This is a genomic window from Paenibacillus sp. HGF5, assembly GCF_000204455.1.
Taxonomy (GTDB): Bacteria; Bacillota; Bacilli; order Paenibacillales; family Paenibacillaceae; genus Paenibacillus_AQ; species Paenibacillus_AQ lautus_A.
In genome coordinates this window covers 1-21,911 of record NZ_AEXS01000056.1, presented here as the reverse complement: position 1 = coordinate 21,911, position 21,911 = coordinate 1, and the positions used below count along the sequence as shown (strand labels likewise).

18 protein-coding genes and 1 other annotated feature are annotated in these 21,911 nt (G+C 50.3%); of the genes, 8 read left to right on the top strand and 10 right to left on the bottom strand.

What is annotated here, in order from left to right; genetic code table 11:
- Positions 1 to 6: 6 nt before the first annotated feature.
- From HMPREF9412_RS09035 to HMPREF9412_RS09020, 4 genes are all read right to left on the bottom strand, one after another.
- A complete protein-coding gene (locus HMPREF9412_RS09035) occupies positions 7 to 2,250 on the bottom strand; it encodes a helix-turn-helix transcriptional regulator (RefSeq protein WP_441295362.1) in 2,244 nt (747 codons plus the stop codon).
- Between the two features lie 100 nt (positions 2,251 to 2,350).
- Positions 2,351 to 3,997, bottom strand: coding sequence for an extracellular solute-binding protein (locus HMPREF9412_RS09030; protein ID WP_009591209.1), 1,647 nt, complete (start codon positions 3,995 to 3,997; stop codon positions 2,351 to 2,353).
- 165 nt (positions 3,998 to 4,162) lie between these two features.
- Entirely contained in the window at positions 4,163 to 5,071 is a 909-nt protein-coding gene (locus HMPREF9412_RS09025) for a carbohydrate ABC transporter permease (RefSeq protein WP_009591152.1), read from the bottom strand.
- Between the two features lie 11 nt (positions 5,072 to 5,082).
- The gene (locus tag HMPREF9412_RS09020) at positions 5,083 to 6,015 is read right to left on the bottom strand and encodes an ABC transporter permease (protein ID WP_009591183.1); all 933 of its coding nucleotides are present in this window, start codon (positions 6,013 to 6,015) and stop codon (positions 5,083 to 5,085) included.
- A gap of 329 nt (positions 6,016 to 6,344) precedes the next feature.
- On the opposite strand from HMPREF9412_RS09020, the gene HMPREF9412_RS09015 reads away from it, so the two are divergent.
- Genes HMPREF9412_RS09015 through HMPREF9412_RS09005 form a run of 3 tightly spaced genes read left to right on the top strand, consistent with a single transcriptional unit; the run spans position 6,345 to position 10,072 of the window.
- Positions 6,345 to 7,757: an MFS transporter gene (locus HMPREF9412_RS09015; RefSeq protein WP_083829916.1), complete on the top strand. Its 1,413-nt coding sequence runs from the start codon at positions 6,345 to 6,347 to the stop codon at positions 7,755 to 7,757.
- Positions 7,754 to 8,578 (top strand): MerR family DNA-binding transcriptional regulator, encoded by an 825-nt coding sequence (locus tag HMPREF9412_RS09010; RefSeq protein ID WP_009591148.1) that lies wholly within the window; start codon positions 7,754 to 7,756, stop codon positions 8,576 to 8,578. Before HMPREF9412_RS09015 ends, HMPREF9412_RS09010 begins: the two co-directional genes overlap by 4 nt.
- Positions 8,579 to 8,590: 12 nt before the next feature.
- The gene (locus tag HMPREF9412_RS09005) at positions 8,591 to 10,072 is read left to right on the top strand and encodes a cellulase family glycosylhydrolase (protein ID WP_009591192.1); all 1,482 of its coding nucleotides are present in this window, start codon (positions 8,591 to 8,593) and stop codon (positions 10,070 to 10,072) included.
- A gap of 209 nt (positions 10,073 to 10,281) precedes the next feature.
- Here the strand turns inward: HMPREF9412_RS09005 and trpS are convergent, their stop codons facing one another.
- A complete protein-coding gene (gene trpS / locus HMPREF9412_RS09000; RefSeq protein ID WP_009591156.1) occupies positions 10,282 to 11,265 on the bottom strand; it encodes a tryptophan--tRNA ligase in 984 nt (327 codons plus the stop codon).
- A 50-nt stretch (positions 11,266 to 11,315) separates the two neighbouring features.
- Positions 11,316 to 11,590, bottom strand: a binding site (T-box leader).
- A 120-nt stretch (positions 11,591 to 11,710) separates the two neighbouring features.
- Between trpS and HMPREF9412_RS08995 the strand changes: the two genes are divergently transcribed.
- Together HMPREF9412_RS08995 and HMPREF9412_RS08990 are read left to right on the top strand one after the other, a co-directional pair.
- Positions 11,711 to 12,682 carry a hypothetical protein gene (locus HMPREF9412_RS08995; RefSeq protein ID WP_009591173.1) on the top strand — a complete coding sequence of 324 codons (972 nt, stop codon included), beginning with the start codon at positions 11,711 to 11,713 and terminating at the stop codon, positions 12,680 to 12,682.
- Positions 12,683 to 12,746: 64 nt separating this feature from the next.
- The gene (locus HMPREF9412_RS08990) at positions 12,747 to 14,327 is read left to right on the top strand and encodes a sigma-70 family RNA polymerase sigma factor (protein WP_009591207.1); all 1,581 of its coding nucleotides are present in this window, start codon (positions 12,747 to 12,749) and stop codon (positions 14,325 to 14,327) included.
- Between the two features lie 121 nt (positions 14,328 to 14,448).
- Here HMPREF9412_RS08990 and HMPREF9412_RS08985 read toward each other — a convergent pair whose 3' ends face one another.
- Both HMPREF9412_RS08985 and HMPREF9412_RS08980 read right to left on the bottom strand, forming a co-directional pair.
- Positions 14,449 to 15,213, bottom strand: a complete 765-nt coding sequence (locus HMPREF9412_RS08985; RefSeq protein ID WP_009591185.1) for an SDR family oxidoreductase — start codon at positions 15,211 to 15,213, stop codon at positions 14,449 to 14,451.
- Positions 15,214 to 15,412: 199 nt separating this feature from the next.
- Positions 15,413 to 16,243 (bottom strand): MerR family transcriptional regulator, encoded by an 831-nt coding sequence (locus tag HMPREF9412_RS08980; protein ID WP_254664021.1) that lies wholly within the window; start codon positions 16,241 to 16,243, stop codon positions 15,413 to 15,415.
- Between the two features lie 229 nt (positions 16,244 to 16,472).
- Here HMPREF9412_RS08980 and HMPREF9412_RS08975 point away from each other — a divergent pair, with 229 nt between their 5' ends.
- Both HMPREF9412_RS08975 and HMPREF9412_RS08970 read left to right on the top strand, forming a co-directional pair.
- The gene (locus HMPREF9412_RS08975) at positions 16,473 to 16,928 is read left to right on the top strand and encodes an SgcJ/EcaC family oxidoreductase (RefSeq protein WP_009591158.1); all 456 of its coding nucleotides are present in this window, start codon (positions 16,473 to 16,475) and stop codon (positions 16,926 to 16,928) included.
- Between the two features lie 23 nt (positions 16,929 to 16,951).
- The gene (locus tag HMPREF9412_RS08970; RefSeq protein ID WP_036671741.1) at positions 16,952 to 17,758 is read left to right on the top strand and encodes a phosphotransferase family protein; all 807 of its coding nucleotides are present in this window, start codon (positions 16,952 to 16,954) and stop codon (positions 17,756 to 17,758) included.
- A 74-nt stretch (positions 17,759 to 17,832) separates the two neighbouring features.
- Here the strand turns inward: HMPREF9412_RS08970 and HMPREF9412_RS08965 are convergent, their stop codons facing one another.
- Both HMPREF9412_RS08965 and HMPREF9412_RS08960 read right to left on the bottom strand, forming a co-directional pair.
- On the bottom strand, positions 17,833 to 18,438 hold the full coding sequence (locus tag HMPREF9412_RS08965; protein WP_009591140.1) for a DJ-1/PfpI family protein: 606 nt from the start codon (positions 18,436 to 18,438) through the stop codon (positions 17,833 to 17,835).
- Positions 18,439 to 18,451: 13 nt separating this feature from the next.
- Complete coding sequence (locus tag HMPREF9412_RS08960) at positions 18,452 to 19,708, bottom strand: MFS transporter (RefSeq protein WP_009591159.1); 1,257 nt, start codon at positions 19,706 to 19,708, stop codon at positions 18,452 to 18,454.
- Between the two features lie 130 nt (positions 19,709 to 19,838).
- Here HMPREF9412_RS08960 and HMPREF9412_RS08955 point away from each other — a divergent pair, with 130 nt between their 5' ends.
- Positions 19,839 to 21,191: an aminotransferase-like domain-containing protein gene (locus HMPREF9412_RS08955; RefSeq protein ID WP_009591176.1), complete on the top strand. Its 1,353-nt coding sequence runs from the start codon at positions 19,839 to 19,841 to the stop codon at positions 21,189 to 21,191.
- 131 nt (positions 21,192 to 21,322) lie between these two features.
- Here HMPREF9412_RS08955 and HMPREF9412_RS08950 read toward each other — a convergent pair.
- Positions 21,323 to 21,911: DUF418 domain-containing protein (locus HMPREF9412_RS08950; RefSeq protein ID WP_036671738.1), on the bottom strand; the 589-nt coding region annotated here is incomplete at its 5' end.

Sequence of the window (21,911 nt, the reverse complement as noted above, 5' to 3'; positions counted from 1 at the left end):
ATATGATCACATCGCCGAATCCATGTATTCATCCGGCTTGATGCCTTCATAACGGGCAAATGCGCGTTTGAAGGAATATACATTTTCATAGCCTACACGGCGGGCGATGTCATTGATGCCGCATTTTCTTTCTCTCAACAACTCCTTAGCCATTTCCATACGAAGCCGGCATAAATAATCATAAAAATTGATTCCGGAAACTTCTTTGAAGATTTTGGATGCCTTGGAAACCGACATTTGGAATATTTCGGCGAGCTGCTTTAACGAAATGTCGGCGCTGGTGTAATTTTCGTTGACATACTGCAGCAATTGGCTGCCTGCTTCAATTGTCAATGATGTGTTGGAATACCGGTTCCGCTCGCAAATCAAGGTTCCCAATTCATATACATAGCTCCACATCTCCCCGATATCTTCTCCTTTAACTCGATTAGCAAACTGTTTGGAGTAGATGCCTATATCAAGGTTAAGCTCATATAATACTCTCAACATCGTTTCCATTAACAATGAAACCAGATTGTTCATACTAGCTTTGGACAAATTGCGTTTTCCGTTTTCGGTACTGATTTCGTGCAGAATTTGCATCGATGTATCCAGGTTCCCGATCTTCAGATTATTAATTAGCTGCACCTCCCAATCTGTCGGATAATAATAGTCGACAATGGATTGGACAGCTTCCTCCTGTGATATGGGAAGACGGTCTCGCGAAAACAAAATATACTGCAGATTTTCATTGGCCGCATAATACGATTTACTGATACCGACAAGCCCTTCCTCAACGGTTCCTGACAATACATAAGGATGAAATCCGCAGGTCTGCTCGAGCTCCGCCGTAATGCTGACGGCCACTTGCTCCATTATGCCTTCCTGTCCGAAGATGCTCTCGGAGGATAAAATCAGCGCTTTATCCGCATTGGTCACTTCAAATAGTTCATAATCAAACCCGTACCGGCTCATAACTTTCTCGACAATCACAATCGTCATCATTTCGATTTTGCGTAAGCTATCGTAATTAGAGATATCGCGAATGGCGTGGAAGCTGATCAGCAATGTGCAATAATACATTTCATCGTTATAACCGATGCCGAATTTTTCTAATCCATTGATCTGCTGATCATCTGTAAAATAACCCTTGAGCAGGCGCTGGAACAAGTTGGATTTAGCGGCCTTTTCGTAATCCTGCATCGATCGCTGAAGCTTTTCATTTTCATGGATCAGCCGGTCAAACGACTTTTCGATGTAATTGTATTCGGAATCGAAGGTCGTGCTGTCTTTGACGTCATCATAACGGATCGATGCAGACAGCTTACTCAACAAAGCTCCCAGCGGACGATAACTGATTTTGGCCAACAAAAAGGCCATTAAGGTACCAATAGCGACAGAAATTAAAATGGCCAGCAGCGAGCTGAAGAGATTATTAATACCGATCACACTAGTATTAATATAGGATATTTTATATTCCAGATCGCTTTCTTTCGAAGGCACTACAAACTCATAGCTTTGACGGTCCTCACCTCCCTCCACGGCTACACCCCGGGTCTGTCTGTAGATCGGTTCTCCATGGGTTGTAATTAGAATTTCCTTGGATTCGATCCCTCCGAAACGGTGCATATAATCCGTAAAGTAAGCGCTATCAATAAATAATACAAGCACTCCCCGCGGATGATTTACAACCTCCAGGCTTTGAAAGATCGGGATCACGCGTTTGTTGTTTCCCCACAACTTCACGGTTACCGGCGGCATAATCTTGAAATACTGCTGTTCAAGAGTCGTATTTTGGATCATTTGCCGAATGTCGTTATCAAATACGGCGATGCCAGAGAAAAAATCATCTTCCGCAAAGGCCCCCCATGAAGAAAAAGTCTGCTTTTTCTCCGGAAACATAATCATCCCGAAAGACAGAATATTCAAAGAGCTGACTGAATTTTCGAAATTCTTGCGGATTTCTAGCATTCTTATCAAATCAAACTCATTATCATACACATTCGTATTTTGCATCATCTTCTTAACCCATGATTCACTGCTCAACAGATTGCCCATATTTTTAAGCTCGTTTACTTTGTTATCGACGACTGCTGCAATCCGGTTGGCATCCGAGGTGTGCTTGTCATGCAACTGCTGCCGTTCCTCCTGGATGTTTCGCTGTACATTCAAGGTGCTGAACACGATGATTGGAATCAGCAAGATTGCGGTGTAAGACAAAAAGGTCTTTCTAAACGTGCCACTTCCAAAGTTTCCATGTCTCAAAGGCACCCCTCCTCAGGTTGAATTCCACTCCATTATGAAGCAGAAGGGGAAAATAGCGAACTCCCCTTGCGGCCAGAGAGAACGTCCATTTTCCCAAATGCATGCGTTACTGGATGCTGTTATATCTGTCAAGCAGTTGCTGATCAATTGCAATTAAATCATCAAGTCCTAACTTTTTCATTTCGGAGATATATTCATCCCAATTGTCGAGCGATTTTTGACCTAGAATAAGCTTGGTCGCAAGCTCTTCCGAATAAGTCCTGAGGTTCGTTAAAATTTTTGTTTTCGTTTCAAGCTGCTTTTCATCCGGAATTGCCAGATAGTTACCGTTCATATTAACGAAGTATGGTTTGTATTTGAGTATATTCAGCTCATGATCGGCTTTTTCTTTGGATACACCGGACAATTCGAATTCCAGGTTAGCAAATTGAACGCGAGGGAACACCGTATCCCCGAATATCTTAATCCCTGGAGTTTGACCTGTTTTGGCTCTTTCTTCGTCCGATATATTCTCGATAAACACTTTCGCCCCGTTGCTATCTTTTTTATAAGTTTGTCCTTCGATTCCCCAATAAAGAAGATCAGCATATTTGTCCGAATAAATCATATCGAAAAATCGGATGGCTGCTTCCACGTCTTTGCAGTCTTTGGTAATTGCATATTTCTGCCATACGAGGAACGGCGGTTCGACCTGTACGGCTGGAGTAATATTGTCAACTGCACTGAGTGGCATCAATGGGAGAAACTCTCCTCCGCCATTGATGGTCGGCTCTAAAAAGGTTTCCAAATTGTAGTCGGTTACAGAACCAACTTTGTTTTCCGTCATTTTCTGTTGTCTTTGCTCGATGGTCGCACCAACCAGGCTCGTATCGAGAATCCCCTCTTTTACGAGCTGCTGCATATATTGAAAGTAATCCTTGATCCCTTCCTGGTACCATGGGGAAACGACTTTTTTATTTTCTACATCAACCGCTGTAATGTCTGTGCCAAGTCCGAACCATTGAGCAATAGCGTCCTCAAATTTACCTGTATCGTAAACCAGAACTTCGTCTTTATTACCGTTGCCGTTGGCATCCTGATCTCTGAACGCTTTTAACGTTTCTAAGTATTCCTGAGCATTTGTTGGTACCGGAAGACTCAGCTTATCAAGCCAATCTTTGCGGATCAACACGGTTCGAGCTACCGGAGCCGGATCTTTGTCCTGATATGTTTTTTTATGCAGATTGCTGAACCAATACATCTTACCGTCAGGGGAGGTTGTCGTTTTTTTAGCATAAGGGAATTCTTCATCATACATTTTTTTAATGTTGCCGTTGCTATACTTCTCAATCAGTGGCTTCAGGTCAAGCAGAACACCCTGCTTTGCCAAATTCAGCACGGTCGTGTTATCCAAAGCCGAAATGTTGACTATGCCAGGTAGAGATGAACCTGACGCCATTCTCGTCTGAATGACTACATTGTATTGCTCATTTGGAACCAGTTCATATTCCAGATCCAAATTGGCATCCTGGATCATCTTCTCTATTTCCTTCCATACAGGGTATTTATCTCTGTCTTCAAATTTGATGTATTTGTTGCTACCGGTTGGCCCCAGCAATTTAAGCTTGCTTGCTGTTGTGCCGGAACCAGAGCCACCAGCTTCCTCCTTATTACCGTTTCCATTACTGGAGCCTGAGCTTCCGCATGCAGTGAAGGTCCCGATGACAAGAACTGCCACCATGATGGACATCAATGATCTTTTCCAACGTTTCATATTCTAAGCTTCCCCCTTAAAATGTAATAACGCTATCAGATACTTTTGATACAGTTTCCTTCGTTAGACAAGTGCGTGTTCGAAAAGGCTGGTTTGCAGCACTTTTTTGAACAACCTCCCGAAGTAATCGCTTTCACTAAGATGTAAGTTAACTTATCCGTAGATCTATTCCTTCAAAGAACCAAGAAGCGCTCCTTTGATGAAATACTTTTGGAAGAATGGATACGTAAAAATGACCGGTAACGTTGTAAAGACGATGATTGTATATTTTAGTTGAATGTTGGACAGCATGTTCGCTACCGCATTTTTGGTATCCTCCATCGAGAGCATCTTCAGATCCACGGACTGCTGCACGATGACTCGGTATAAATACATTTGCAGCGGATGAAGCTTCTCATTCGGCAAATATACGAGCGCATCGAACCAGCTGTTCCAAATGCCGACAATCGAATAAATAGCGATAACCGCAAGAATAGGTTTGGAAATCGGTATGATGATCTTAAACAGCAGCTGCAGATGGGAAGCGCCATCGATAAAAGCAGATTCCTTTAGTCCATCGGGAATTGTGGTGAAAAACGTTCTTACTAAAATGATATTCCATATACTGACCATCCCAGGTATAATGATCGCCAACATCGTATTGTACAACCCTAGTTTATTCACCAGCAGGAAGGAAGGAATCAAGCCACCCCCGAAATACATAGGGATCAGCAGATACGCGACCACCCATTTTCTCCCCTTTAGATTTCGTACGGTTAACGGGTAAGCCCCCAACACAGCCATCAAGCAGTTCAATATGGTACCGACTCCAACGTAAATCAACGTATTGGAATATGCCCACCACATTTTCAGATCTTTTACAATCACTTCATAAGAGCTGAGGTTGAAGCCTTTAGGAAACCAAAAGACATTCATTGCCGCTACTTCTGAAGGCGAACTGATAGACATGATAATGACAAAATAAAAAGGATATAGTGTGATTATACAGAGAATTAACGCAATCACTAGAAGGATGATGTCGACCACGACAGAGCCTTCCTTGATCTTGTTCGGTTTTCTACGTACCAAGGCCATGATACTCCCCCTTACCACAAGCCGAAATCTGCAAATTTTCGACTTAGCGAGTTTGCGAAATACAGCAGCGTGAAGTTAAGAATCGATATAAATAGTCCGACTGCTGTCCCCATGCTGAAATTACCGCCAAGCAGGCCATCGCGGTACAAATAGGTGCCAATAACATCCGCTGTTTCATACACTATTGGATTGTATATCAACAGAATAAACTCGGTATTGGCCGAAAACAGACCGCCGACTGCGAAAATAAGCAAAATAAAGATGGTTGGACGAATGGATGGCAGCGAAATATGCAGCATTTGTTTAAAGCGGTTGGCCCCGTCCATTTTGGCTGCTTCATATAAATGAGGATCAACGGAAGACATGGCTGCCAGATACAAAATACTGCTCCAGCCGAATGACTTCCATATGCTAGCGATGGTATATATGGCCGGGAAATAAGCCGGCTCCGTGTTTAACGCAATTGCTGTGCCTCCAAACATTTTGATAATAACGTTTATGATGCCATCAACATTGATAAAGGACAACACCATACCCGCTACAACGACGTTCGAAATAAAATGAGGTAAGTAACTAGCTGTTTGCACAAACTTCTTAAAGAAGCCATGTCGCAGTTCGTTTACCAATAATGAGAATAAAATAGGCACCCAAAAGCCAAACACCAGAATAAAGAAACTAAGCAAAAACGTGTTCCGCATCAGCCTTCCAAAATAAGGCCCATTGAAAAAATTGATGAAATGCTTAAATCCAACCCAGTTCGTTTCCGTCAATGAGAAGAACGGTTTTCCTGGGAAATAATCCTGAAACGCAATGACAAGTCCATACATGGGTATATAGCTGAAAATAAAAATTTGAAGCAGAACGGGAAGCATTATCAGGTAAGGCTGAACATTATCACGGATGTGAAATGATCGGCGTTTTCTGGGTGGATCGATTGTTTTCATGATCTTCCCCTTCCATTTGGCGATTTCGGTTAATTCGGGCCCGCTTCCGCATTTCCATCATAGTCGCGCCCCGATTTGGATAGCAAGGAACATAATTTTCTCGGGTTCGCAATATTTTCGCAGGCCCCAAGTCTCCCTATTTAAGTGAACTTCACAAGCCTCTGGCAATCCAAGTAGACCAGAAATATGACACAATAAAATCCGCTCTTCCGGGAAAAAAACGATTAGAAAAAAAGAACAAAGCTATTTCATCTGGAGTTACTCCATGGTTTACAATGAGTCCAAGATACATGAGCTGGTTGAAACGTTGAACGATCGGGGGATGGTAAATGTTAGGTAAAGCGCGAAGTGCCTTGCGGCAAGCCTTTCGCTTCACTGCTACCGGACTGACTCTAGGGGAGAAATGGCGCCTGGCTCTTCCTGGTCCGATCCTGTCAGTCGGGGGAGTGCTCATCCACAATGTGTTCTTGAAGTATTACACGGATATCATCGGTCTCAGTCCGAAGTATGTCGCTTGGGTGTATATTATCTATAACATCTGGAACGCGATCAACGACCCGGTGCTTGGCGTATGGATCGATCGAATGAGGCATCGCGCACAGCGTGGGAAATACGTCTATATCATGAGAGTGACGGTGCCGTTCATGATCGTTGCCTCCTTCCTCATGATGCTGTCTAATCCGGCATGGGATCAGTGGTTGATCTTTCTGCTGTATACCGGGCTGCTATTTATTTACGACACGGCTGCAACCGCTTACAGTATAGCCTATCAATCGTTTATGCTGATCGCGGCTCCAACCAAGGAGGAACGCATCGATGTTGGTGTGATCCAGAACTATTTATCCCAGGCGATGTCATTTCTGATCACCTTGATTCCGACGCTGCTGCTCGTTGGGGACGGAAAGCAGGAGGTTATCATCCCGATCTTCTCTGCCGTAATCGTGGCAGAAGCGATATTCTTCACCTGGGCCCTGAGGGGACTGAGAGAAGATGCGCAAATGTACGAATCGCTGGATAAGCAGCATATCGATACAAAAGAGGTTTACAAAGAAGCCGGGCAGATCATCAAATCCAGGCCTTTCCTCACCTTTATTATATTTACCATCGTCACCGGCCCCGTGTTTTTCTACTTTACGCCGTTTCTCTACTACATGGATAGCGTAGTGCAATCAACGGGTATCGAAGCTACCGTCATCGATGTGAGTACGCATGTGATCGCGCTCCTGTTCTTGCCGGTCATGGGATCTATCGTCAAAAAAAATGGAACGAAGAAGAGTGTATACCTGGGGACCATCTTCGTGGTGCTCGGATACGGCGGGATTTTTCTTGCTGACGGCATATGGACCGCGGCGGCATCCTACGTTCTGATCGTTTTTGCTGTGAACTATCTTCGAACGGCAATATCTCCTGCCCCGGCGCTGCTCATCGACGAGAATGAACGCACGACCGGCGTGCGGAAAACCGGGCTGTTCAACGGATTGTTCTCGTTATTCACGGTCGCCTTCTCCAGCCTGCAAACGGTTATCTTCATTAATGTGATCGGGGCATACGGATATGACGGTCTTGCGGCGGAACAGTCCGAGTCCGCCATGCTCGGCATTCGGGTAGCAACCGGCTTGATTCCGCTGGCTGCTTTTCTCCTCGGATTAATTCCGATGGCGTTGTACCCTTTTGATAAGAAAAAAGAGGATGACATCTCCGCGTTCAGCAATAATGCCAGAAGAGGGGGGGTGAAGATGTGAAGGAATCGGCGTTAAATTTGAATTTTACGATTGGCGAAGTGTCCAAAATTCTGGATATCCCGATCGATACCTTGCGTTATTACGATAAGATCGGACTCCTTCATTCCCGCAATCGGGACGCGAACAAGTACCGCTATTATGATCTTGAGCAGTTCGATTCACTTATCACGATTCGAATGCTGCGGGCCATGGATGTGTCGATCGAGCGAATCCAAGCGCTGCTTCGGGACAACAGCCTAAACGCTATGCGCAGGCTGCTCTCCGACAAGCGGCAAGACATCGATCGCCAGCGGACTTATTTGAAACATTTGTCTCACAAGCTGGAAGTGTTGGATGTTCAGCTGCAACGGTTCGATAACACGGAGGTCATTGAGCTTGTACTAAGCCACCCGTGCTGGGTGCTTCTTACCGATTCTATCATGGAGAGCGCCGATCAAGGACTCGGGGGTAAAGTACAGGAACAGGTTCGCAGAATCAATGCCAAGGAATGGCTTGCATTCTGCCATACCATATCGATCGTGTCCCAAGATAACCTTAACGCAGGCCGTTATCACAATTACCTGTACAATGGCATTCTGTCCACCTTCCCGATGGAGGATGACTCTTCCGTCTTTCAGAGACTAGAGCCTCGCTACTGTGCCAGAAAATGCGTGATTATCGGCAGGGACGACTATGCCAAGATGGATGATCACTATGATCAGATGAAAGCTTTCATTCGCAATCGCGGACTACAGATCGCAGGCCATTCTCTTGAAGTCAATCTTTATAACCAGTACGACAATCATTACATTGAAATTTACATTCCGGTAGAAGAACGGTAGGGGGAAGCAGACATGAAAAAATTAGTGGTCGACGGACAACGATTCTTAAATGAAGACGGCGCTCAGGTGATCCTGAACGGCATCAATCTTGTATGCAAGGAGAAGGCAAAAGGATATGTAGAGCCCTGTGATGCAGCTCTGTTCGCCTGGTTCCGCGAACAAGGCTTTAACGTTATCCGTCTAGGTTTAATATGGGATGGAGTCGAGCCTGAGCCTGGCGTCTATGACGATGCGTATCTGAGCAGAATCAAGCAGCAGGTTGTATGGGCCGAGCAGAATGATCTCTATGTTTTTCTGGATATGCATCAGGATTTATACAGCGTGCACTATGGCGACGGGGCTCCCGCATGGGCCACTCTCTCCGATGACCTTCCCCATGTTACCGGACATATTTGGAGTGACGCTTACCTGGAAAGTCCGGCTGTGAACCGTGCTCTGGATCACTTCTGGCGGAATACATCCGCTTCCGACGGGATCGGACTGCAGGATCACTATGCAGCGATGTGGAAGCATGCGGCACAGTTCATGGCTGATTGTCCGAATATTATCGGTTATGACATGATGAACGAGCCGTACCCCGGAACAAGCGGACAGGAGGTGCTCGGCACCATCATTGCCGCATATGCGGGGCATGTGATGGGAATAGCCGACCCGAATATGGATCAGATAGCCGGACTGTGGTTTGACGAGGAAAAGAGGCTGGAGGTTCTTGCCGGGATGGCGGAGATGGATACGTACCGCATACTCGTTGACAGCGCCAGAGAAGTATCGCAAATCTTCGAACGGGAGGTTCTCGCGCCCTTTTTCAACAAGACGGCGGCAGCCATTCGCGTCGTGTCCCCGGATGGATTCTTGATGCTGGAAACGAGCTATTTCTCGAACATGGGGATCGAGTCCGGCTTGCAGCTTGTGCAGGATCCAGCCGGTCAAACCTTACACCAACAGGTGTTCGCACCGCACGGCTATGATCTGGTGGTCGATACGGAGCATTATGACATTTACAATCAGGATCGCGTCCAGCTGATTTTTGATACCCATCGCAAGGTGCAGGAACGATTGAACGTGCCGGTCCTGGTTGGGGAATGGGGAGCCTTCTCCCACCATCCGGCAACCTTTCAGCTTTCCAGGCAGATCATTGCGATATTCGAGCGGTATCTTTGGAGCAATACATACTGGTGCTGGTGTGACGGCTTCAAGGAAGCCCCATATGCCAAGGCGTTGAATCGCGCGTATCCGCAAGCGACAGCCGGCGTGCTCTCAGCATACCGTTATGATCATGATACCGGCAGTTTAAGTATAGATTTCGTTTCATCCGTTGGAGAGACTTTGATTTACCATCCCCATCTGGAGTCGATATCCAGGAGCGACGTGGCGGTTGCCGGTACGGACGCCTATCAAATCGAGCTGCGTGCTTTTCCGGATTCGAAGAGCGGCATCTTGGCGATCACCGTTCCTGATCAAGGGAATAAGATTACGGTTACGATAGGGAGATGATGTCAAGGGGGCGACAGCGACATGGCAGGCATCTCAATAAACAAGTCGGGATTCAAAAGAACCATGGGGTACAGCGAGGCAGGACAGACTAAAGCGGTGTAGACGCTTGTGTGCAACATAACAAGGCCAGCCGACAAAAATAAGCAGGGCGTCCCTTGTTCTGATTCCCGATAAGGAACAGTAATCAAGGGAACGCCCTCTCGGTTCTTTCAGAACATGACCAATCCCATCGCTTTCTTGGCGGCAAGCAGTGTCGGGACTGCGGTATCGGAAGCCCGCTTCGCTCCGTCCATCAAAATGCGATCAAGCTCGGAGGAATTCACGATTTGATGGAACCTCTCCTGGATCGGTTGAAGTTTCTCGATGACCACTTCGGCTAATTCCTTCTTGAACGTACCGTATCCTTGGCCTTCATACCGTTTCTCGATGACGGAGATGGCTTCCTCGGAGAATACGGAATAAATCTCGATCAGATTGCTGACCGCCGGCTTATGCTCCCAGTCATGCCGGACCTGGCCATCGGAGTCGGTAACGGCTCTGGAGAACTTCTTGCGGATATCCTCCGGCGTATCCATCATGTGGACGCAGCTGTTCTTATTCGGGTTGCTTTTGCTCATCTTCTTGGACGGATCGTCAAGCCCCATGACGCGGGAGCCAATATCCTGGATGATCGGCTCAGGCACCGTAAACGTGCGGCCATACCGGTTGTTGAAGCGCTCGGCCACATCGCGGGTCAGTTCCAGATGCTGCTTCTGGTCGTCGCCGACAGGCACGTGCGTTGCCTGGTAGAGCAGCACATCGGCAGCCATCAGGACCGGATACGTAAACAACGCGGAGCTCACGGTATCCTTTCCGTCCGATTTCTCCTTGAATTGGGTCATGCGCTTTAATTCACCAAAATGGGCCTGCGTCTCCAGCAACCATCCGAGCTCTACATGCGCGGGGACCTGGGATTGCAGAAAGATCGTCGCTTTATCGGGGTCAATGCCCGACGCAATGTACAGCGCGGCAATGTCCCGCGTGCGCTGGTGCAGCTCCACAGGGTCCTGATAGACCGTGATCGCATGCAGATCGGGCACGAAGAAATAGGACTCATACTCATGCTGCAGCTTCACATATTGACGGAGGGCACCTCCATATCCGCCGATATTCAAATCTCCGCTCGGCTTGATGCCTGACAATAATCGTTGCATAATAACCACCTCCTGATTGTTTGCGAACAACACAAAAACACCTCATCCCTCTATGGGACGAAGTGTAACTTCGCGGTACCACCCAAATTCGACCGTCCGGTCGCTCTTTAGCATGACGTGGAAACGGTGAAATGCACCATGATTCCTGCCATATCTCCCAAAGTAACGGTGGAGGGCCGTCAAGGCCTACTGCTCCGGCACAGCTCGGAGGTTCGGGTTGAAGCGAGAAGATCCATTCACTTATTCCGGAGTACCGGGCCTCGCACCATTCGCCGGTTCGCTTGGACTCAAGAGATAAGCTACTATTTCTTCTCATAGCCGTGTGGTATGTTGTTCTTAATTTCATCTGTGCAGCTCTGTTCGAATGTGAAGAGAGAACAAGATGATTTGATGAGTATCATCACACAGGTGTTAGGTGAATGTCAAGAGGAATCGGGGGGTCAGGATGAGCGATAAGGACAGAGCGATTCTTGGGGACGGATTATCCATACTGTCGCAGTGCAGAATGCTAACAGGGGATATTTGGCAGGCCCATTACGGAGCGGCCGCGATCGCGGGTTATTTTTTTGTCAAGGCAAACCATTTGCCCGGGAAGGTCGAGAAGGCCGTCGAGGCGGAGAACCAGAGGATGATCGCCAAGTATTTGCAGACGGGAACGGTGACAGGGGAAAGCGTGAGTGTGGAAAGTGCCGAATCAAGGATTCTTGCGGCCCTTGACGATACGATTGATGGGCTGCACTGGGTCGGGCACAATGTGATCTATGCTGCAATAAGCCTGGCTGCACTCCACGAGCTTGGAGGCGGTCTACGGCATGAAGCAGCCGATATCGCGGAATTAATTAGCTCTTTCGCGAAGACGATTCCGGGAAGGTCCTGGATCGGATATTCTGCAGCCGAGGTCAAACGGTTGACCCTGGATGAACTTGACGGAATATATGAAATAAAGGACGGCAATCAGCTGTCGGCCTTAATTTTAAACGAGCTGGCCTCTTATTCGGTGATCTACCGCGCAGAAGCCCATCATGACTTGATGGGGCATATGCTGACGTACTCGCATGCCTTAAACATCTTGTACGATCTTGGCCATCCTGATTATTTCCACAGAGGCTTGCCGGGTCTGCTCAAAATCGTGAAGGTGCTCCGTACCAGCAGCCGGCTGGATCCAGCAGAGCCGATCCGAATCGTGTCTCCGGTGGATCGGCTGCCACTCGTGGAGGCTCCAAGATCGGCGTGGCTGCCGCATCAGCCGGAGTACTGGGCGGGTATAGACGGGGATGTAATCGACTGGGACTTCGGCCATCTGTTTAAATTCCCGTTCAGTTTCTACCATCATTGGAACCGTGTTTCGGAGGCCCCGGCGAGGGCCATGGAGAATTTTCGATATATTATCCATCCGGTGCAGACGATCATTTCCTGAAGATAGGTAACCTTTTTCATATGGATCGGCACTTAAGGGATAGAGACACCGAGAGGGAGGTGAAGTGAGCGTGATCCAGTGGATTGAGGAAGCCCGGAAGGGTAGTGCCGAGGCTCAGGAAAGCTTGGTCCGGCATTTTACCGGCATGGCGCTGGCCGTGGCCTACGATAAGCTGCGGGACTCCCATTTGGCGGAGGACGCCGTGCAGGAGGCCTTTACGGAGGCCTTTGCGAATCTGCATAAGCTGCAGGATTCCCGGCGTTTTCCCGGATGGTTCAAAGTGATCGTGGAGCGGCAGTGTTACAGAGACTTGCGCCGCAAGCAATTGCAGACGTTACCGCTGCATGAGGTTGAACTGCCGGCTGGAGAACAGCGTAGCTTGGAGGCGGTTGTGGAAAAGAGAGAGATGGTACGCCAGCTGCATGCCACGGTCGCCGACCTGCCACCCGGCATGCGGATAGCCGTGCAGCTTTATTATTTTCAAGGCTACAGCCTTCGGGAGATCTCGCAATATTTGGACGTTTCCTTGCCGGCTTTGAAGAAGCGACTCTTTGATGCCCGGCGGAAGCTGAAGAACGCGCTTCACGTAGCCGACTTTGTATCGGTGTTCACCGATCTGTATGAGGGAGGAAAACGCATGCTGCATATCGTTAACGGGGATTCGGTAGGGGATAAGCTGAAGCAAGGAAACATTCAAGGAGATATTCTGGTGTGGAGGGAGCTTTATTCGTTTGGTCCGGTCTATACGAAGATGGACGAGCCGGATCATCGGAGAACAAGAGCTCAGTATTTGGAGCAAACGCTGGGGATTCCGCAGAAGGAATATATCGGGACCTGCGAGTCGCAGGAGAGGAAGCTCCAGGATTTTCGAATATATGACGAAGTTGTGCTCTGGTTTGAGCATGATCTGTTTGACCAGACCATGCTCGCCTATTTGCTGCATTGGTTTAAGGAACAGTCACTGGGAAATACGAGGCTGAGTCTGCTGTGCATTGGCGCATACCCGGGCATCGAGCTTTTTCGCGGGCTGGGGCAGCTTAGCACGGAGCAGCTCGAGACTTTGTCGGGCACATGGCACGCGATTGGAGAAGAAGAGCTTATGCTGGGCAGCATGCTGTGGGAAGCCTATACCTCGGATCGGCCGGAGAAGCATCAGCGCATGCTGGAGTTGGATTCCTCGGCACTGCCTTTTGCGAGGGATGCGTTCGAGGCCCATCTGGCACGGCTGCCCTCTGTGAGCCATGGACTCGGGAATATCGAGCAGACGACGTTAGAAGCTGTAGCTGGCGGAATTCATACGCCTTATGAGTTATTTCGCACGGTAGGTGACCGGCTTCATACACTCGGAATGGGAGATCTGGAATTCTGGCACTATTTAAAGAAGATGACGGAGGGGCCGGATTCCTTGCTGGTTGTCGATGGTACAGCGTCGTTTCCGGACTTCAAACTGGCTGTACCCCATTTTCAAGAGCGGGTGCTGCAAGTGACGAGTTTGGGGCATGAGGTGCTAGCGGGTAAGACCGACTATGCCTGCACCGGAACGATCGATAAATGGGTAGGAGGCTTGCAGGTAAGGGGGAAGGATCCGTTATGGCGCTGGAACCCGGAGGGGAAGACGGTTGTGCGGATAGCTGAAGCCGATTAACCGAAGACATAGGAAAAGAGCGATATTGAGCAGAGTGATGAATCCGATTAACAGTAGAATATACAGCAAAAGAGCTATTCTTTCTGGCGTTAATGCCAAGCAAGGATAGCTCTTTTCATAGTTACAGATGAGAGCCGCCGGTTGCATCGACCATCTGTCCCGTGACCCAGCGCCCGTCACTTGATGACAGAAACGCTACGACGTCCGCAATATCCGACGGCTGACCGATTCGGCCAAGCGCGGACATCTCTGCGGCATGCTGCTGCCCTTCCGGAGTATGAAGCCATGCAGCATTCACGTCCGTATCCACGATGCCCGGAAGAACCGCATTCACCGTGATCCCGCGTGGACCCAGCAGCTTGGCGAGGTGCAAGGTGAACGTATTGATGGCTCCCTTGGTGATGTTGTAAGCCATAATATGCGGATAGGCGATACGCGTCACACCGGAGGAGATGTTGACGATGCGCCCGCCGTCACGCAGGAGCGGCAGAGCCTGTTGGACCAGGAAGAACGGTGCTTTTACATTAACGGCAAGCAGCTCGTCGAAGCTCTCCTCGGTCGTCTCTTCAAAGGTCTTTGAGGTTCCGATGCCTGCGTTATTCACCAGAATATCAAAATGCTGGTCCCCCGTTACACGCAGCAGCTCCTCCTTCAGCGAATGAATAAGCCCCTTGGCTCCATCTACCGATTCCAGCCCAGCACCTAAGGCGATAGCTTGCCCGCCTTGAACCTGTATGGTCTGCACAACCTCATCCGCAGCATCCCGGCGGTTTCCGTAATGAACAACGACCAGTGCCCCTTCTTCCGCCAACCGAAGCGCGATTCCTTTACCGATTCCTCGGCTTCCGCCTGTAACCAATGCAACTTTGTTTTCCAATCGTTTCATGAAACTCCACTCCTCTTGTTTGATTTAAAGCTACTGTACACTCTCCGGTTAGGGGGAGAGTCAAGAGGTTGATTTAGAATTTTTCGAGAGTTATTCATGAACAACAAAGACATGGCGATTACTGCTGCTGCAAGTACGGATGGAGGCGATGGAGGCTGGGCAGAGGCCCGCTCCGGCAGCCTATCCCGATAAGGATGGGTTACAACGCGTTACCTTGTAAGGGGATAAGCAATTCCGCGGGGCGCTTCTTGCCATAGATATCTTTATCCGAGGTGAGATAGATTTCGCGGATCGGCTCCTGGTCCGATTGAACGAGGCCTTGGGACGAAATCCATGCTTTGAGTTCGGGTGCAACAGGACAGCTATAACCGTACGGATCACAACGATGCACAAGAGATGCGGCGGATTGAAGCATCGGCAGGTAGTCCACACGAACACGGCCATTAACAGGTATGTCCCTGGTTATGGGGATTGCGACTTCGATGTCGGCGATGTCGGCATTCTCGCTGCCGTGATCATGCCAAAGGATGGTTAACTGGCTAGCTTCCTCTTCTCCATAAGAGGTCGCATATTTCGTAATCTCATCAAGCAAGAGACATAGCTGGCTGCGGGGGACTTGGTCGCGAATCGAAGCGGCGAGCTGGGAGGGGACTTCCCGGATACGGATGAAGCCTGCCGGATCACCGGCTTCCGATGGCTCCAAGCGCGACATTCTGCTGTTCACCTCATCCAGCTGCAGCTGGAGGGTCTGCATCGCATGTCGCAGCTCCGTCATTTTATCCGCAAGTTTGTTCTTTACGACATCGGTTCCTATATCCTCTGCAAAAAAAGGCTTGAGCTGTTCCAAGGTAAACCCCTGTTCCTTGTAGGCGGCAATCCGCTTGACGGTCAGAAGCTGCTCCTCGGAATAGTAACGGTATCCGCTTTGCTCATCAACATGGGCCGGCCTTAACAGGCCCAGCTCATCATAATAACGCAATGTTTTGATGGAAAGGCCGCTGACCTTGGCAAAAACGCTGATCTTCATCATACCGTTTGCTACCTCCTTTATGATTCGGTCTCTCGTGGATAACGATATCATATCCCGCTCTCCTGCCTACGTAAAGAACGCAACTCGCCGGAACTGAGGGAACAACTCGGTCCCAAGACCGAGTCTGTTTTCATCCCGGGGCGGGAATTCAGTTCGGCCGGATTATCGTACAATGTGCTTAAAGAAGATTCGTGATTCCCCCTTAATAGCAAGAAAGGAGATAAGGCTGATGAACGGAACGCACGAGGATCGCCAGGCGATCCTAAGATTATTCGATTCGCTGTCCAAGGCGTGGGGAGAAGGGAATGGCCGGGCTTATGCGGAATGCTTTACCGAAGATGCGGATTACGTGACGTTTAGCGGACAGCACCTGAAGGGCCGCCAAGAGATCGATGAGGTTCATCAGAAGCTGTGGGACGGGGTGCTCCGCGAATCCAAGCTGGTAGCGGGACCGACCCCGACGCAGCTGCGTTTCCTGACCCCGGAGCTTGCGATAGCCCAGGCTACGGGAGCGGTGCAGCTCAGATTCCATAAGAAGCCGCCCACCGGCCGCTATTCCATTAATACCAACGTGCTGGTCAAAGTGAACGGCGAATGGAAGATATCGGCGTTTCATAACTGCCGGATTCAGAAGCCAGGCTGGATTCAGCGGATGATGATGCGTTCGAATTCAAAATCCAGCTGATTAAAGATGTGGAGGAAGAGCTTTTGAAGAAGGGTGCGCTGATTGGAAAAGGCAGGAGTGCAGAGGTCTATGAATGGGGAGAATCTCAGGCACTAAAGCTGTATTATGAAGGGTATCGTCCGGAATGGGTGACGTATGAGGCGGAGATGGGCCGCATCGTTGCGGAAGCGGGGGTCCCCGCCCCTTCCGTCTTTGACATGGTGGATATTGAAGGACGTACGGGGCTGGTGTATGAGCGGATTACGGGCCCTTCGATGCTGCGTCAGGTTCAATCGGCACCGTTTCAGCTAACGAAGCGCGCCCGGGATATGGCGCAGCTCCATCATGCGACGCACACCTGCACGACCAGCCTGCTGCCGCCGCAAAAAGAAAAGCTGGAACACGCCATTCTTGATGCAAGCGGCATCCTGCAGGAAAAAGCGCAGGCCATATGCAAGGTGCTGGATTCATTTCCAGAAGGCGATTCCATCTGCCATGGCGACTTTCACCCGGACAATGTGATCGTCGCGGAGAACGGATGCCGGGCGATTGACTGGAACAACGCCCATGTAGGTAACCCGCTATGCGACGTCGCCAGGACATCGCTCATGTTCCAATCGCCGTTTAACCCGGACGATCAGCCGGGCATCCTGGTGCTTCCGCTTCGGATGGCCCGCATGCTGTGGAATAAAGTATACCTGAACGAGTACTGCCGATTATCCCGTACGAAGCTGGAGGATATCGACCGGTGGATGCTGCCCGTAGCGGCGGCCAGGCTGAGAGAGGATGTTCCCGGGGAAAGAGATTGGCTGCTCGGGTTGATTGATGACCGGCTCCGTGCTTATGCGTAATGAAATCGTGACTCCTTGCGGGGGAGAGCAGCTTCCATAATATAGGGTAAGTTCCCCGGTCGCCGCATCCGGATTCACATGCCTGTCTTCGCATGATATAGGGCGGATGAGGTTCCCGTCCGGTAATAGGGGTAGCTCATATCCGTCTGGACCCGTTCCGCCGTCGCTGCATCGGTTAGCCTTTCGAGCACATATAAGCCGAGATCAATGGACGATGACACTCCGCTGCCCGTAAAGAGACGGCCGTCCTGTACAATGCGTGCTTGAACAACTTCCTTGCAGTAGGGTGTCAACAGCTCGTAAGCCGAAGCGTTGGTGGTAGCACGCTTGCCCTCCAGCAAGCCGGCCGCGCCCAGAAGCAGCGATCCGGTGCAGACGGATACGAGATGTTTGGCTTCCCGGGCGGTCTGCAGCCAAGTCAGCACATCGGGGTCGTACCTCAGCTCCCTCGTGGTAAAGCCGCCAGGCACGAAGACCAGATCGTATTCCGAAAGATCCGGTTTGACCCGGGATACGACATACGCCAATCCGCGATCATCGGTAATTTGCGTGCTCAGCGCGCAATAATCCCAGGATATATCCGCTTCGGGACGGATGCGGGCAAGCCGGGTCATGACTTCGGTGAAGCCGATCAGGTCCAGGGCCGTCATGCCATGGAATAGAATGAAAGCCATTTTCATTAAGAACACCTGCCTATAGTGATTTTTTTAAGCTGGCGCCGCCTGGCTGAACTGGAACGGAACGCCTTCGATTCGAGGCACGATGAATCCGGTAATAGCCCATGGCCGACAGAGCGCTGAATATCAGGTTGATCACGATCAGCGCTTGGTAGCTGTTCGTAAGGTCATACAGGAATCCGCCGGAGAAGGAGCCGAGAACGGCGCCCGCCTGATGGAAAATAAGCAGCGTTCCGGCCTGCAATCCAACGGAGCGATGGCCCATGGCCTCGCCGGCTACCAGAATACCGCCCGGAATGGCTCCTAAATAGCTGGCTCCGAAGATGATCGAGAAGAGGATCGGAGAGGCGCTGAAGTGCAGATACAGCACCATAAAGGCCACGATTCGAAATACGTACAGGAAGGACAAGGCCAAACTCCTCGACATCCGGTCCAGGAGGAAGGCAAACAGCAGTCCGCCTGTCAGCTCAAGCAAACCGAGTATACTCAGTGAGGACGTGAACATTACCGGACTGATCTGATGATGGCGATGGATGGCCATCAGGTGCATTTCAACCGTTCCCATGCCGAAGCCGCATGTGAACAAAGCGAAGACCACCAGAAGTACGGTGCGGCTGGTTACCATCTGCTTGGCGATCGGGAGGATCCGTGGCCTCCCAGCCGATGGGGGCGATTCAGCAGCGGAGGGGTCGGCTTCGTGCTCTTCGCGTTTTCGTTCTTTCATGATAAGCAAGGTGAGCGGTATGGATACAAGCGTGATCCATAAGGTGAAAGTGAATGCCGTTGTCCAATCGAGCCAGTCCCGGTTGCTGACAAATAGAGGCGTCAGTATGGCCAGGCCGAGCGAGCTCGCGCTGGTCATGATCATGAGTGCCTTCGCTTTATGGCGGCTGAACCAGCTTGTGACCACGACATAACCTGTACTTGCTGCCATGCCGGAGAGGCCGGAGAGCAGCCCGAGCCCCAGGAAGAATCCCGCCGGATGACGAAACGTAAGCACAGTCAGCATGGACATCACGCCAAACAGGGCATTCAGGAGCATCATTTTTTTGGGACCGTATCGATCGGTCAACCATCCGCCGAGCGGAGAACAGATGGCGGCAACGGCAATGTTAACGGACCAGGTGAAGCTGATAAAGGTGAGGTCGACGCTTAAATCCCTTGCCATTTCGTGCTGGTAATAAGACATGACAAACCGGCTGATGGCCGCCGCAAACCCTAGCATCCATAGAAATATGAGAATGACCCATGCATAACCCCGGTCTCTTTTCATCGCAGCCCCGTCAGCCCCTCTCCCAAGTCTTTACTTCCGCTATGTCATGCAATAAGCTAATTTTAATCATGGAATCGGAAATGAACAGGACAATTTAGAGCAACTGTATCAATACAGGGGGATAAGCGGGATGGACACGAAGCACGAACAAATTGTTGCCCATATGATCCGTGAAGTGGAGAGGGGGCATATCCGATCAGGTCATAAGCTGCCATCGGTCAGAGCCTTGGCCAAAATGTTCTCCTGCAGTCCCAATACGGTCGTTCGTGCGTATCAGACCTTGGAGCGCGATGATGTCATCTACCCGGTGCCCAAGAGCGGTTACTATCTCGTGGAGGGGAAGGGCCCAGCCTCTGCGCGGACGGAAAGCGAGCCGATTGATTTCGCCTCAACGACGCCCCGGGGCGATTTTTTGCCGTTTCAGGAGATGGAGCACTGCCTGCGTAAGGCGATTTCCTTATACAAGGAGGAGCTGTTCGGTTACACCGATCCACAGGGGATCTTTTCGTTAAGGAACGAGCTGAGCAGGTATTTCCACGCGCAGCAAATGTTTGCTAAACCTGATCAAATCGCTGTGGTGACCGGGGCTCAGCAGGCCTTCTCGATCCTGACGCGCATGCCTTTCCCGGGTGAGGGACGGGTGGTCCTGGTGGAGCAGCCGACGTATTTCGGTTTCTTGGCGGCGGCGCGCGTTGCAGGCTGTCCGGTGATCGGCATCCATCGGGATGAGCATGGCATCGACCTGGAGGTGCTGGAGTCTTATTTTCGCAGCGGACAGATTAAGCTGTTCTACACGGTGCCGCGATTCCTCAACCCGTTAGGCACCTCGTATTCGCTGGAGCAGAAGAGGCGTATCGCGGATCTCGCCCGGCAGTATGATGTCTATATCGTGGAGGACGATTATCTGGCGGACCTGGAGGAGGATTCGAAGGCGGACCCGTTGTACGCACTGGCTCAGTCGCACCATGTCATCTATGTCAAAAGCTTCTCGAAGACGATCCTGCCAGGCATTCGAATGGGCGCCGTCCTTCTTCCGGATCGGCTGTTGGATCCATTTATTAGGCATAAAAACGCCGCGGACATATCGTCGCCGATCCTCTCCCAAGGCGCGCTTGAACTTTATATCATGAGCGGCATGTACAAGCGCCATGCAGCCCGCATCCGGGAGCATTACCGGGAGAAGATGCGCTATGCCATCGAGGTATGTGCCCGTGTCTTCGGCAGCGGCATTCACTATACGTGCCCCTCCTCCGGCGTGTTCATCACCATCCGGCTGCCCCAGTATGTAAAGGCATCCGCACTTCAGGATCGCTTGCTGCAGAGAGGTATCTCGGTTACGAACGTGGATCAACATCTGCTGCCTGAGAATCAGCGCAATGACCGGATTCGGTTATGTATCATCGGGGTGGAGAAACCCCGGATCGAGGCGGGTATGATTGTGATCGAGGAGGAAATACGGCGTTTAGAGCGGCGGATGAGGTAGGAGGAATGGCGGATCGAGCTGGGCAGCAGCGTGGGGAGAATACTTGGAAAACCTGCAGCACGGCGGCTTCCGAAATTAAGGATTAACATCGATTCCGACATCGGGCAAAGACAAACCAAAAAACAGGGGACCTAAAGGTCTCCTGTTTGTTTGCGAATCGGCACGAGGGTCCAATAGGTGCCGCATCGCCACAACCATTCCAAAGGGCCGTATTGGAACCAACGCATCCACAGATGGCTGGTTATAATCTGGAAGAACACAATTCCCAGGGAAACGAACGTGGACACGACATAAGTCGTCGGTGTGGTGTTCAGCATGAAGCGCTGAATGCCTACCAGAATGACGGTTTGCCCAATGTAGTTGGTAAGCGCCATGCGTCCGTATGCCTGTAACGGATGCAGCATCTTCGCACCTACGCGGGTACGCCCGAGCATTAAGAGAGAGCTTAGATAAAATACGGATACGAGAGGGCCTGTCGCCACCCCGATATGTGCCAGAGTGAAGGCGGCTTCCATGGTTGGTGACGGCGACTCGCCTGCTACCTCGAACAGAAACGATGGCATCGGCTCGGAAGGCGCTACCCGCCACATGACGCCGATGGCCAAAATCGTTCCTAACAGAGACGGTATCCAAATCATGCGCAACGAGCGTAAGCTTAATCCCTTGTTGATCGCATCTAGTAATCGATATTGGCCTGCAGCTAGACCAAACACGATCAGG

Excerpts from the sequence above, each read along its gene's own strand:
- HMPREF9412_RS08995 (WP_009591173.1), top strand. The coding sequence starts at position 11,711 with ATGAGCGATAAGGACAGAGCGATTCTTGGGGACGGATTATCCATACTG.
- HMPREF9412_RS08980 (WP_254664021.1), bottom strand. The coding sequence starts at position 16,243 with ATGATGAAGATCAGCGTTTTTGCCAAGGTCAGCGGCCTTTCCATCAAA.
- HMPREF9412_RS09025 (WP_009591152.1), bottom strand. The coding sequence starts at position 5,071 with ATGGCCTTGGTACGTAGAAAACCGAACAAGATCAAGGAAGGCTCTGTC.
- HMPREF9412_RS09030 (WP_009591209.1), bottom strand. The coding sequence starts at position 3,997 with ATGAAACGTTGGAAAAGATCATTGATGTCCATCATGGTGGCAGTTCTT.
- trpS (WP_009591156.1), bottom strand. The coding sequence starts at position 11,265 with ATGCAACGATTATTGTCAGGCATCAAGCCGAGCGGAGATTTGAATATC.
- HMPREF9412_RS08975 (WP_009591158.1), top strand. The coding sequence starts at position 16,473 with ATGAACGGAACGCACGAGGATCGCCAGGCGATCCTAAGATTATTCGAT.
- HMPREF9412_RS08960 (WP_009591159.1), bottom strand. The coding sequence starts at position 19,708 with ATGAAAAGAGACCGGGGTTATGCATGGGTCATTCTCATATTTCTATGG.
- HMPREF9412_RS09015 (WP_083829916.1), top strand. The coding sequence starts at position 6,345 with ATGTTAGGTAAAGCGCGAAGTGCCTTGCGGCAAGCCTTTCGCTTCACT.
- HMPREF9412_RS08955 (WP_009591176.1), top strand. The coding sequence starts at position 19,839 with ATGGACACGAAGCACGAACAAATTGTTGCCCATATGATCCGTGAAGTG.
- HMPREF9412_RS08985 (WP_009591185.1), bottom strand. The coding sequence starts at position 15,213 with ATGAAACGATTGGAAAACAAAGTTGCATTGGTTACAGGCGGAAGCCGA.
- HMPREF9412_RS08965 (WP_009591140.1), bottom strand. The coding sequence starts at position 18,438 with ATGAAAATGGCTTTCATTCTATTCCATGGCATGACGGCCCTGGACCTG.
- HMPREF9412_RS09020 (WP_009591183.1), bottom strand. The coding sequence starts at position 6,015 with ATGAAAACAATCGATCCACCCAGAAAACGCCGATCATTTCACATCCGT.
- HMPREF9412_RS09005 (WP_009591192.1), top strand. The coding sequence starts at position 8,591 with ATGAAAAAATTAGTGGTCGACGGACAACGATTCTTAAATGAAGACGGC.